At 38.2% G+C, this 12,624-nt stretch carries 10 protein-coding genes; all 10 read right to left on the bottom strand.

Annotated features, from left to right (window positions below; genetic code table 11):
* Positions 1-165: 165 nt before the first annotated feature.
* Positions 166-813: a hypothetical protein gene (locus tag WC644_03130; GenBank protein MFA5010926.1), complete on the bottom strand. Its 648-nt coding sequence runs from the start codon at positions 811-813 to the stop codon at positions 166-168.
* Positions 801-2,165 (bottom strand): hypothetical protein, encoded by a 1,365-nt coding sequence (locus WC644_03125; GenBank protein ID MFA5010925.1) that lies wholly within the window; start codon positions 2,163-2,165, stop codon positions 801-803. The genes WC644_03130 and WC644_03125 overlap by 13 nt, the downstream gene beginning before the upstream one ends.
* Positions 2,147-4,324, bottom strand: a complete 2,178-nt coding sequence (locus WC644_03120; protein ID MFA5010924.1) for an urea transporter — start codon at positions 4,322-4,324, stop codon at positions 2,147-2,149. Before WC644_03120 ends, WC644_03125 begins: the two co-directional genes overlap by 19 nt.
* A 1-nt stretch (position 4,325) precedes the next feature.
* Positions 4,326-5,684: an alanine racemase gene (locus WC644_03115; GenBank protein ID MFA5010923.1), complete on the bottom strand. Its 1,359-nt coding sequence runs from the start codon at positions 5,682-5,684 to the stop codon at positions 4,326-4,328.
* A 12-nt stretch (positions 5,685-5,696) separates the two neighbouring features.
* Positions 5,697-6,749 carry an ATP-grasp domain-containing protein gene (locus WC644_03110; protein MFA5010922.1) on the bottom strand — a complete coding sequence of 351 codons (1,053 nt, stop codon included), beginning with the start codon at positions 6,747-6,749 and terminating at the stop codon, positions 5,697-5,699.
* Positions 6,746-6,985, bottom strand: a complete 240-nt coding sequence (locus WC644_03105) for a PqqD family protein (GenBank protein MFA5010921.1) — start codon at positions 6,983-6,985, stop codon at positions 6,746-6,748. Before WC644_03105 ends, WC644_03110 begins: the two co-directional genes overlap by 4 nt.
* Positions 6,986-7,011: 26 nt before the next feature.
* Entirely contained in the window at positions 7,012-9,081 is a 2,070-nt protein-coding gene (locus WC644_03100; GenBank protein MFA5010920.1) for a T9SS type A sorting domain-containing protein, read from the bottom strand.
* A 37-nt stretch (positions 9,082-9,118) separates the two neighbouring features.
* On the bottom strand, positions 9,119-9,688 hold the full coding sequence (locus WC644_03095; protein ID MFA5010919.1) for a GNAT family protein: 570 nt from the start codon (positions 9,686-9,688) through the stop codon (positions 9,119-9,121).
* Positions 9,689-9,936: 248 nt separating this feature from the next.
* Positions 9,937-10,137, bottom strand: a complete 201-nt coding sequence (locus WC644_03090) for a DUF2892 domain-containing protein (GenBank protein MFA5010918.1) — start codon at positions 10,135-10,137, stop codon at positions 9,937-9,939.
* 282 nt (positions 10,138-10,419) lie between these two features.
* Complete coding sequence (locus WC644_03085; GenBank protein MFA5010917.1) at positions 10,420-12,486, bottom strand: oligopeptide transporter, OPT family; 2,067 nt, start codon at positions 12,484-12,486, stop codon at positions 10,420-10,422.
* Positions 12,487-12,624 lie beyond the last annotated feature (138 nt).

The following is a 12,624-nucleotide window of genomic DNA, read 5'->3' as shown; positions in this document are numbered from 1 at the left end:
TACGAATCTTGATATGTGGGAAAACGCAAATTGTACATTATTATATTATACAAAAATACGCACTCTATGCGGTTTCTTCAATGCAAAATTAAGGTAGATTGCAAAAGGCAGTATGTTTTGTGCTGCCTTAGATTATTGTTTGAAATCTGTTGAAATTCCAGTGTTTTATTTCTTCTTCAGGAGCCCTAAACCTTCTAATGCCGATGAATCGTCGGGTACTATCAATAGTACTTTGTTGAAAAGAATCTCTGCTTCGCGTGCTCTTCCGAGTCTAAGATTAGTCCAACCGAGCATAAGAACGGAATAGTAATCAAACGGATACATGTTGGCTGTTTTCTCAATGTATTTTAAAGCTCCGTTATAATCTTCACGATAATAGAACATCATTCCGAGATTATAATTTACCTGTGAGTTGTTCGGGTCGATTTTTAATATGTCATTATAGTTATTTTCTAAAGTTGTCCAGTCCTCAATGGCAGCAACAGGATTTGCCAGACCCATCCTCGCTTCAACCGACATTGGCATCAGTCCGATAGCAGTACTATAATAATAAATGGATTCGCGGTACTGTTTGTTTAGGTTGCTTAAATAACCAAGGCGCAGGTTTATTTCATAACTGCTGTTGCTGTAAACCTTTTTTAGAACATCTATTGCTTTTGTGATTTTTCCGTTTTTCTCTTGCTTGTAACTTTCTTTAAAAGCTTTCCTTACATCATCTCCGGGTGCAGGACTGTATTGCGAAAACACCTGGGTTGTAAATAACAGGGTTGTTATGAATAATACTAGTGTAATTTTAAACTTTAAAATGTCCATTTTATGCTTCCTATAATTTTATGAAACGAATTTGGTTTTTCTATAAATTTATATGTTGTTGATGTTTCGTAAACAAGCTCCTGAACATCCTGTTTGTAAAACTGATACCTAAGCGAAAGCTGCAAGTTAGGAGTAATCGGGGATATAAGATTAATGCCAAAGCGGTTGTTCATTACGTTTACTGAATTGAATACTACATAAGCATTGTCTTCATGATAATTTTCAGCATTACCAAACATATAGAATGCTTCAAGCCAGAGTTTGTCAACAACCTTAACTCCAAATTTTTGTTTAATTATACCACGCGTAAGATAACTGCCGGATGGATTTAATATTGTGTCTTCTTTGTTCTCTGAATGCACTACAAGATCGGTAACGGAATATAAATCAAGATTGCCAAGAGGGAAATACGCCACAGTAAGACCGTTTTGAATTTGTTTTGCTTTGTTCAGGTGAGAATAAGAATTGCCAAGAAGCAGTTTAAAGTGATTTAAAGATTTTTCAATAGATATAAGTCCGACATAATCATTAAGAGTGTTTGATGTCTTTGTGTATGTGATACCGCCGGTTGATTTGTTCACTGCCGCACTTACATCATTAACTTTCACGTTCAGATAATGAAGAATACCGCTGAGCGTAAAACCTTTGCCGGTATAGACACCGGCATTAAAATAAAATTCATTTTGAATGGTATTTACTTCAAAGTTTTCAGGGGCGTTACCTATTGAAACAATCTTTTTGTTGCTTGTGATATTTATGTTATTATAGCCTGTAAATATTGTAAGTCTTTTCCATGGGATGATGTTAAAATTAAGACTTATATAACTCGACTTTTTATCAGGCTTTTGTTCACCATAAATTAATGTATCAGTGCCAAACCCGCTGTAAGGATTTTCTTTATAATCTCCGTTGAACATTAAACCACCTTCAGTGTAAAAATCTTTAACCACTTTTTCGGGTGCTGCTTTAATGTCAGACTTTAGCTTTTCAGGCATTTCCGACGCAAGCAGTCGTGATTCCCTGTCCCTGCCCGAATAAACAAGACTCCAGTAAAGATATTCGTAGGCGGCGGGATCTTTTGGAACATATTCGAGAGCCAGTTTAAAATGTTCTGCTGCTGACATATAGTTGTTTAGACTATAGTATGCAATCCCAAGACGCATCCTGAGATAGTAAAAATCTATACCCGAGTCTAAAGCTTTATTTCCTACGTCTATAAGCTCGTCCCATATAGCGCGTGTGTAAAGGTCATAAGTTTGAATATCAACTTGTTTTGCCTCTTCTGTAATCTGAGCAAAAGCAGAAACAGATAACAGCAAAAACAGTAATATTATTAATCCTCTTTTATACAATTAGCTGTAATTATTTTATTTTTGAATTGTATCTTTATTTTAGAAATTCCCTCTCTTGTCAGAGTAATAAAGAACCTCTGTTTAACTGTTTTAAAATTTAGGAAATAGTTATCAATTTCAGAACTTAACGTTATCTCGTTTGCGTGAAGAATGTCGTCAATCTTAAAATAAGTAATTTTATACTGTGATTTAAGGAATATGTAGAACGGTGCAATGAAATCCTGCAGCAGCAATCCAAGTTTACTGTAAACGATATGCAAAGCTGGGGTATCTTCAATGCTCATATCCTGATAGTATCCGAGCGGTACTTTATATGCAGCAAGGAAGAAAAAATAAAGCAGTGACTTTTTGTCGCCTGAAAAATCGTAGAAGTAAAACACGCGACCGTCGTTATGGAAGTATGCTACTGCTTTAGAATTTTTACAATAGACATATGAACGGTTATAGATGTTAGTGTACACTTCCCATACTATTATTTCTTTTCTTCCGTTATTTTCTGTTTCAAACTTAATTTCCTGTCCGGGTATAAGATGAAATCCTTCCCGTAAGATAGAATTAACTTCTATGTTTGATACAATATCGTTAAGCTCCGGTTTCTTATTGGCTTTGTAAACAAGTCCACCGGGAGTTTTAAGAATATATTGTGTTATGGGATAATCAATGGTTTCACCATTAATAAACGGCACACTCTGAAACTGGAAATGCAGATGCGGTTCGGGTGATCTTCCTGAGTTACCGCAACTGGCAATAATCTGACCTGCTTTTACAAACTCACCCAGTTGAACCTTAAATGAGCCGGGTTTTATATGGCATATTTTAGAATAAAAATCAGTACCATGTTTTATTATAATCGTATTTCCCCAATTATCTTCAATGTTCACGTCTCCGATATCATTATCAGGAATGCCATCAATTATTTTCTCTACATAACCATCGGCAGGAGACAGAATAGCTTTATTATAACAATAATAATCTTCAAGCTTTTCGCCAAGATTGCGGTACGTGTTTCCAAGGGAATCTTTAATTACAAAATCCCATGCATGTTTCCATTTGTGTTTATGTGTGATATCACCGCTATGTGCCTGCGAAACATTCCACTCTCCGAAAAAGGGAAGTCGTACGGGATAATATCTGTAATCTCTGAAACGGAAATTATTGTTAAGGAAAGAATACAGGTTGTTCTCTGGTGAGTTCTGCTGAATAGCAACCTCTGTTAATCCCTCTTTCTTTGTAAACCTTGATTTGATAACAAAGAGGAATAAAAGTACGATAATATTAAATGGCAGTGAATAAATATGTAATCCAAAGTTTGAGAAAATATTGCTAAAACTATATGATACCAAGACGGTAAGCGGCATGAGTATTAACGTCCATAGATAAGAGCGCCATGAGGGTACGAGAAAATATCCACCTATAGCAATAGCGGTAAGAATATAATTGAAACCTATGTAAGCATAAGTTGTTTCTGTAATATTTATCTGGAGCAATTGGTAAAACAAATAAGCGGAATAAAAGCCTATTAGTGAAAGAGAGAAGGCTATGCGTGAATAATAGAGAATACCTATTGCAATAATAATACCCGCAAGAACATTATACTGAAAAATTATTGCCCCTAGAGAGAGAAAATAAACTTTCACAGAGGGAATAATGATGATACTATTCCACCATTCATAAACTTCAAGCAGCCAGTTTCCGCCAACCATATAAAGGTCATTAAGAATGAAAACACCTCTGCCGCTAAGGCCTAATATATTGAGGTCGCGCCCGACAAGCGTAACCACCCAGTAAGCAACAAGAAACGGAAGACTTAAGTATGGAAGAGCATATTTGGCTAGAAAGTTTTCAAAAGTAATGGTAACAAAAAAGGCAAGTATAGATGCAAGAACTACAATTAACAGAACTGCCCAGTTGGACTGATACTGCAAACCAATGCCAAGCCCTGCAAGCAGGCTGTTAAAACCATAATATCCTTTTTCGATTTTATGTTTGTCATATCCAAGACTTTCTGCGACTATGTATGCGGTTATAACCGATATAAGTCCGCAGAGCCCTGCAAAATAATCGAAGAAAGATGTTATCAGTAATAAACCTGCAAAGAATAGTTTATCTGAAAAGAAAACTATTGAGTAACTGTTTAATATGCTTTTAACTAACCTCAAATTACAGGTTTATTTTTTCAAGATGTTGTGGTATAGATTCAAGAGCCGTTATAGTTTTATTGGTTTCGTTATCCCTTATCACGTGTACGCCGCTGTTTGTATCAATCAAAACAACTTTGGGTCTTAATGTTATAAACTGCATCCACTGTGTCATGTTATAAGCGCCGACGCTGCTAACTACAACATTATCGTCTTTTTTCAGAGGGGGCAGTTGAATTGAGTCGCGAATCTGGTCAATATTCATGCACAACGGTCCAAATATAGTTGTGGTTTCAGAGTTCTGCGAGAATTCTTTCTCGGGATTTATCTGATGTTCATACCAGAAAGCTGTGAACAGAATATTTACGCCAAAATTTACTATTGTTGAACGTCTGCCGTCTGATAGTTTCTTGTTTGCGATAACCGTCCCGAGAAGATAACCTGCTGCATCTATTAAGGCTCTACCCGTTTCGAGAATCAGCAGCGGCATTTCATCGTGGTCAAGCTGTGAATTAATAAGAGCGTTTGTTATGGCTTCAGCGTAATCATCAAAAGAAGGGGCTGTATCTTTACCTGTCAGGTAGGCACCTTTAAGAGTGTTGTGCGATGCAAAACCACCACCTAAGTCTATGTAACTTATATTTGAATTATATTTCTTTTTGAAATCATAAGCAAGCTTTGCGAGTTTTGTTGCTGCGACATCGTAAGCACTTGCAGTAAGCATAAACGTACCGATGTGAGTATGAATCCCGACAAATTCAAGTTTTTTAGATGTCATTATTTTATTTATTGCTTCCCATGCTTCTCCGTTTTCAAAGTTGAAACCGAACCTGTCCCACTGCGGATGCACCCCTGTATCCATGTTTACACGGATTGCAATCTTTGGTTTTTTGTCCATATCTTTTGCAATATCGACAAGCATATACAACTCGTCAAAATGGTCAACATGAATAAGTGAGCCGTTAGCTGATGCGACCTTGAGGTCGTCTTCTGTTTTATCGGGTCCGTTAAAAATTATTTTGGAACCGTCAACACCATTCGAAAGGGCTTTATCGTACTCAAACCTTGAAACAACTTCCGCCCATGAACCTTCCTGATGGAATACTCTGCATACTGCATCAAGGTAATTGGTTTTATATGACCATGCAAACTGTACTTTGGGATAACGTGTTTCAAAAGCTCGTTTTGCTTCGTGTATTGTGTTGCGCAAGGTATTTTCAGATATTACAAAAAGGGGTGTACCGTGTTCTTTTATGAGGTCGGATACAGACACGTCGTCAATATGCGTGATTGGTTCAAGCTCTGTTCTTAAACCAAACTTATTTGATATTCCGACATTGAGTTTTTTAATAATAGGTCTTTCGAAGGGTAATTTCTTCATATAAATAAATTTTTAAAGTTCAGAATAAAGTGTCAGTTTTTCAAAATCAGATAAATCAACTATCAGGTCATAGGAATATCTGATAAAGAGTTTTCCGACTTCATATTTCTTAAATGGTTTAACATCCATACCAAGAGCAAGTTTTGCTAACGCTTCGGGCAGGTTCTGTCCTGCACCAACTGCAAGATAAACCCAAGCAGGAAGACGAGGATTAATCTCGATAAGATAGTAATCGTTATCTTCGGTTTTAATCATTTCCAGTTCCATACCACCACGCCATTTAGTACGTTTGATAAGTTTTCTTGTGAGGCTAAGCAGGTTAGTATCGCCAAGAGTTATACCTGCCCATGCTTTTCCCTTGTCGGTAATATACTGCTTACGCATAGGAACAGCACCTATGGTGTTTCCTTCTCCGTCGCCAAGTGCAATAACGTTAACTTCGGTTCCTCTTACAAACTGCTGGAGTATAATAGGAAGTCCCCACTTGGCTGCAATTTTATGGAAAGCTGATTTTGCCTGATCTTCGTTGTGAGCAACATACGCATCGTAGTATTTCCCCTTTACGAGCAAAGGATATTCATAGTCATCTTCATCTTCAAGTTTTTCAAAGTCCTTGTCCGAAAATATCGGTTTGCTTTCCGGTACTTTGATGTTGTATTTCTTTCCGAAGTCAGGCAAGACAGATTTATGCCTTTCTTCAAACTGTGGAATTGTCGGCAGAAAAGTATGAATGCCGATCTTCTTAAGCCTCTCAGCGGCTTTCATAAAAGTATAAAGCTCGGCATCGAAGTTCGGGATTAATACGTCAATGTTTTCAAGATTATTTATATATTCGATTCTTTTCATAAGAGTATCAGAGCCGAAATTCGGATAAGGAATCTGGTACGTTTTATCAACATGGTCGCGCATATAAATACCCGGTTCAAGATTTTCGTAAGCAAGTCCGATAATACGCGGTTCGAAGTGCTTTGATTCTTTCAGTGCTCTGATTACCGGTATTCCGGGTCCCGGACTGTCAATATTGTTAAGCCCTGTTACACCGACTGTTATTTTCTTCTTCTTCATCTTACTATGTTAAGCTTTTTCAGTGTGAAAACATACTCATCGATTGTTTTATCGAGCATCGTGGGAGTTACTTCATACTTGTTTAGGAGTATTCGCTTTACATCCTCGATACTTTTCTGCTCGCGTATCAGTTCAAGAATTTCTGCAGCAATAGGGTTCAGAGAGAAAGAATCTCCCGACATTGAATCAAAGAGAAATCCTGATTCGCTTACTGCTATATTTTTGTTTACTTTCATATATTATAAATTCAATTTCTTTAGATTTATTTTGTAAGAATCATCCTTCTGGTCTCAGCGTATTTACCAGTCGTGAGTTTATAAAAATAGACACCGCTGTTAAGTCCGGAACCATCGAACGAGGCTTTATAAGTTCCAGCTTGAAGTCTTTCATTCACGAGTGTTTCCACCTCTTTTCCCTGCACGTCATAAACCTTGAGAGTCACATCACTAGCATCGGGCAGTTGAAAACTGACAACTGTTCTTGCATTGAACGGATTTGGATAATTTTGGTTAAGCGTGTATGAAGAAGGTGTTACATCTGAAATTCTTGTAACGTTTAATATTTCTGTCAGCTGACGGCGATATACAAACTGACCGTCTGTACCTGCAAACAAATAACCGTTTGCTGCTGTAACTGTATAAGCAATCGGAACAAAATCAAAACCCTGATTCTTTTCTACCCATGATGTGCCGTTGTTTGTGGAGATATACACACCATAACCGGTACCTGCAAAAAGATTACCTCCGCTTGCGGCAATGTCATAAACATACAAACTTGATAATCCGTTATTGATTGCTGTCCAGCTAGAACCGTTATTGGTTGAAACAAATATACCGTTAGCAGTACCTGCGTAAAGGCTGCTGCCGTTTGAGGTAAGAGCCCATACATACTGATTTGTTAATCCATTATTAACAGCCGTCCAGCTTGAGCCGTTATTGGTCGAAAGAAAGACTCCGCCGCCGTCTGTTGCAACAAATATATTGCTTCCTATTACAGAAAAACTCCAGACGTATAAGTTAGTAAGTCCTGTATTTGATGCTGCCCAGCTTGACCCGTTATTATTTGATATAAAAACACCACCGCCGTAAGCAGCTGCGAATACAGTTGAACCGTTAACCAAAAGACCAAAGATATAGTAGCTTGTTAATCCTGTGTTTGCAAGATTCCAGGAAAGACCGTTATTTGTTGATAAAAATATACCGTCGCCGTATGTACCCGCAAAAACATTAGAACCGCTTGCTACAAGCGAGTAAACATAATAGTTGAGCAGACCTGTATTAACAGCAGTCCAGTTGCTGCCATTGTTCAGCGAGCGGTAGATTCCGCTGCCGTTTGTTCCCGTAAGAAGATTTCCCGTTCCAGTAACTGTAAAACAGTTTACAAGAACGTTTGTTAAACCCGAATTTACTGATGTCCAGTTAGAACCGTTATTGGTTGTTAGAAACATTCCACCACCATAGGTACCGGCAAACAGATTGTTTCCATTCGGTTTAATTACGTTTATTGTCCAGAACAATAATCCATTATTAATAGCTGTCCAGCTTTGTCCGTTATTAGTAGAAAGGAACATGCCGTAGGATGTGCCTGCAAAAAGATTTGAACCGATAACAGAAAGTGACCAGACGTACATATTTGTTAAACCTGAATTAACTGCTGTCCAGGTAGAGCCGTTGTTATTTGATACCAGAACACCGTTACCATAAGTACCGGCAAACACGGTGGATCCATTAAAAGCAAAAGACAGGACCGAGGTGCTATCACCTAACCCGCCGTTTAGCTTTGTCCAGCTTGAACCGTTATTTGTTGAAAGGAAGGCGCCTGTATAAGTGCCTGTAAAAATGCTTGAACCGTTAACGGCTATTGTATAAATATTCGGGTCTGTCAATCCGTTATTAATTGCTGTCCAGCTTGCACCGTTATCTGTTGAAAGAAATATACCGCCGAATGTTCCTGCGTAAATATTTGAGCCACTTACCGTAAGTGTGTTAACGTATAGATTGGTTAAGCCGCTGTTTGAGGCTGTCCAGCTTGCACCGTTATTGTTTGAAACAAAAACACCACTGCCGTAAGTACCAGCAAAAACGGTTGTTCCGTTCACAGCAATTGAGTAAACATACTGATTTGGCAGTCCGTTGTTAACGGCGCTCCATGTTGTACCGTTATCGGCTGACTTATAAATACCGCCGCCGTACGTACCAGCAAATGTGATAGAACCAGAAAAGGCTACGCTAAGAATATCGCCACCGTTAGGGCTGGGAAGACGCTCCCACTGGGAATGAAGCGAAGCCGCTGTAAGAACAAACAGAACAATTGAGATAAATGTCTTCTTCATTATGTGATTTAATTTCCTGTATCTTTATGATTTCTTATTATTTCTTAATATCTTTCAACACCTGTTTCACGTAAACACTCTTGAACTCATCGGCAAGTATATCCATCATTAACATATCAAATTTTTCGTTACCGAGGATTTTCGATTGTCTCTTAACACCGGCATGTTTGAAGCCGCACTTTTCATAAACTTTAATGGCGCTCTTATTGAACCGAATTACAAACAGGGCAATGTTATGAAGGTTAAGCATATTGAAACCGAAGTCGAGAGTAAGTTTTACTGCTTCTGTTCCAAAACCGTTGGCTCTGTAATCCTGCTCACCAACGTAAATACTCAACATTGCGTGGCGGCTGATATGATCAATATCGTGCAGACCTGTTACCCCTATAAGTTTCTCTGTTTCCTTTTCGACGATACCAAAAATCCTTGATGTCTTTTTAGCTTCGGGTAAATAATACCTGATATCGTCAGCGGTTAACGTAAACACGAGGTCAAAATTCATTTGAACTTTTAAATCATTCTGCCACTTTGCTACTTTATCAGCGTCAGTAAGTTCGAGCGGGGTAAGGTAGCATTTTTTTCCAATTACCAATTTGCTGTATTCCATCTAAAGAAAAATTTTAATAATATTGTTTGGGTACATCTCTTTTAAAAAGATACAATAATATACAATAGCATTACAAAATTATATGCTAAAATTAAAAGCAGGTTTTTATAGTCAAACACATATATATTCGCTTTGAATTATGTATCGGACTTATATTAACAATTATTATGCCAAACAAATGTATGAAAAGAGAATAAAAATTATACGCTTATATTAAAATTCGACAGATGTGTCGAAGAAAGGTGTTATTATTGTGTTTTATTGTCGGATTTAGCGGTATTAATATTGAGTAAATAATAGAATCCGCAGCGTCCGAATGCTGCATTGAGAATGGGTGCCAGACCGAGTAAACCCCACCAAGAATTGAATACTAATCCAAGAATAAGAATTACTATTCCTATTATATAACGAACTGTTTTATCAGTTTTCCCAATATTACAAGCTAACACGATTATTACTCCTTTAAATTATAAATTATTACAATTCTTAGAACAAATTCGCCACTTATAAAGTTACTTTTAATCAAACATATGATAAAATAAGGTTTTAGATATGAGGTAGTATATCGCAGGTATATCGCAGGCATATCGCAAGCATATCGCAGGCATATCGCAGGCATACAGAAAAAAAGATAATAGAGACTAATTTTGAGGAGATTTGATTATGTAGTGTGAAAAAGAATGGGTAACGAATAAACCGTTACCCATTTAATGAGTCAATGAAATTTAATTTTAATCTATATTCTTTTTATTGAGGGGGATTTTTACGAGAAAAACACCAATAAGCACTATAGCGATTACACTTCCGATGAAAGACGGTTCGGAAAACATGTGGAAAAGTTTTATGTCGGCAAAAGCAAGTCCGGCAAAAAGCAAACCAATTAAAGCTTCGCCTGCAATTAATCCTGAAGAAAGGAGGATACCGGTGTTACTAATTTTTTCTTTTTGCTTTGGAGTATAATTACCCTTTTCGACTTTTTTATCAATAATGCCTTTCATGAGTCCTCCGATGTAAATTGCAAATGATGTATCAATAGGCAGGTACATACCTACGGCGATAAGCATAGGGCTTTTCACCTGCATCAGAATAAGTGCAAGACCCATGAACATGCCGATGATGATAAGAATAAGTTCTGTTTTTCCTTCGACGATACTTTTCGACATAATCGCCATTAGTGATGCCTGAGGTGCCGGAAGTTTTTCGCCTCCGAAACCTGCATTGGTACCGAGAATATCGTTTTGTTCTTCGGGTGATAATGATTTTAACTGTTCGAGCTGAAAAGATTTTCCTGAAAGTTCAGGGTTCTTACCTTTATAAGTTATAGTTGTTGTCCCTGAATTCTGAAGTTTTATAATCTCATCAGAGGTTGACTGTTTAAGGTCGCCGAGATGCAGCAAAGAAAGAACAAGAAACATAACGAGCGATGCAGAAACAACTCCGAATATATCACCAATCTGCATTTTCCATGGAGTACAACCGAGAATATGTCCGGCTTTCAAATCCTGCATCATTTCACCTGCAACGGAAACCGAAACACAGGTGAATGCAGCAACGCCGAGAACAGCAGCAACGCCTGCGTTTCCAGACATTCCAAGAGCTACCATTAAGAATGCAACTACGATAAGTACGGCAACCGTGAGTCCGCTTGTAGGATTATTGCTGACGCCGATAATACCGACAAGATAGCCGGACACTGCGGCAAAGACAAAACCGAGAAAAATCATTACGACTGTTGCAACAAGTGCAGGAAATACGGAGCCAGTGAAATAGTTGAATATGAAGAACATGACTAAAGCAACAGCACCGAGTATAGGAAGAGCAATTTTCATGTTCAGGTCTCTATCTATACGTGCGATATCATGTCCGCCAGCAGCAGCTTTTTTAAGATTAGCGAATGAGCGGGAGATACCTTCGAATAAACTTTTGTGCATTTTATAAAGAGTATAAAAAGCGCCGACGAGCATACCACCGATTGCAATATAACGAACATAGGCTTTCCATACACGTGTAATTTCAACTCCCCAATCAGGTACAGCACCGAGGTTATCATAATTAACAAAATATGCAATTGCGGGTGCAAGCAGTCCCCATGCAAGAACACCGCCGCTGAAGTTTATAGCACCGAGCCGAGGTCCGATAATATATCCGACTCCGAAGTATGCGGGAGCCATGCCGGGTGAACGCAGGAGAAGAGCACCTTTTCCAAGAGAAACTATACTCTGCCAGGTACCTGCGATAAATTTAAAATCGACGAGTGCGGTAAGAAATGCACCTACTCCCATACCAGAAATAAGAAACTTTGAGCCGCCCGAGCCTTTTTGACCCGACTTGTGAATCTCTGCGGCTGCGATGGATTCGGGGAAAGGCAGGTCTTTATCTTCAACGAGTACACGCCGCAAAAGCGTGACAAACATTATTCCGAGAGTACCTGCAAAGATGAGAATAACGGTTGAGATTAAATAGTTTGAAATTGAATAAAACGGATTCCAGATGTTTGCGATAAAGAAAGCGGGAAGGACAAAGATTGCGCCCGCTGCAATATTTCCGCCTATGGAGCCAAAAGTACGCGCGGCATTTTCTTCGAGTATGGTTCCTTTAAGAGCACGCAGGACAGCCATAGAAAGAACGGCGGTTGTGTATGTCGCGGCGATGGTCATACCGGCTTTGAGTCCGAGGTAAGCATTCGCAGCGCCCATAAGCATTGCCATGAATGCGCCAAGAAGAATAGCACGGAAAGAAAATTCTTTCATGTCTGTATCTGTAGAAACAAATGGAACAAAGGGTTTTATTTCACTCATAATATTTGTTTTATTGTTGAGGTAATTTTTTAACAAAAATCAGAAAAGTAAACGGAAAATAAAATGGAAAATTGATGGACAGGGGTGTTGGTTAATTGAACGCGGATTAAGACTTTAAGAGGAAATGTATTTAACATT

It is taken from the genome of Ignavibacteria bacterium (genome assembly GCA_041649015.1).
Classification (GTDB): domain Bacteria; phylum Bacteroidota; class Ignavibacteria; order Tepidaquicellales; family Tepidaquicellaceae; genus CAIKZJ01.
This window is presented reverse-complemented; position numbering and strand designations above follow the sequence as displayed.

Bases quoted from the DNA above. Each gene is read 5' to 3' on its own strand.
- WC644_03130 (MFA5010926.1), bottom strand. From the start codon at position 813: ATGGACATTTTAAAGTTTAAAATTACACTAGTATTATTCATAACAACC.
- WC644_03115 (MFA5010923.1), bottom strand. From the start codon at position 5,684: ATGAAGAAATTACCCTTCGAAAGACCTATTATTAAAAAACTCAATGTC.
- WC644_03110 (MFA5010922.1), bottom strand. From the start codon at position 6,749: ATGAAGAAGAAGAAAATAACAGTCGGTGTAACAGGGCTTAACAATATT.
- WC644_03105 (MFA5010921.1), bottom strand. From the start codon at position 6,985: ATGAAAGTAAACAAAAATATAGCAGTAAGCGAATCAGGATTTCTCTTT.
- WC644_03100 (MFA5010920.1), bottom strand. From the start codon at position 9,081: ATGAAGAAGACATTTATCTCAATTGTTCTGTTTGTTCTTACAGCGGCT.
- WC644_03095 (MFA5010919.1), bottom strand. From the start codon at position 9,688: ATGGAATACAGCAAATTGGTAATTGGAAAAAAATGCTACCTTACCCCG.
- WC644_03085 (MFA5010917.1), bottom strand. From the start codon at position 12,486: ATGAGTGAAATAAAACCCTTTGTTCCATTTGTTTCTACAGATACAGAC.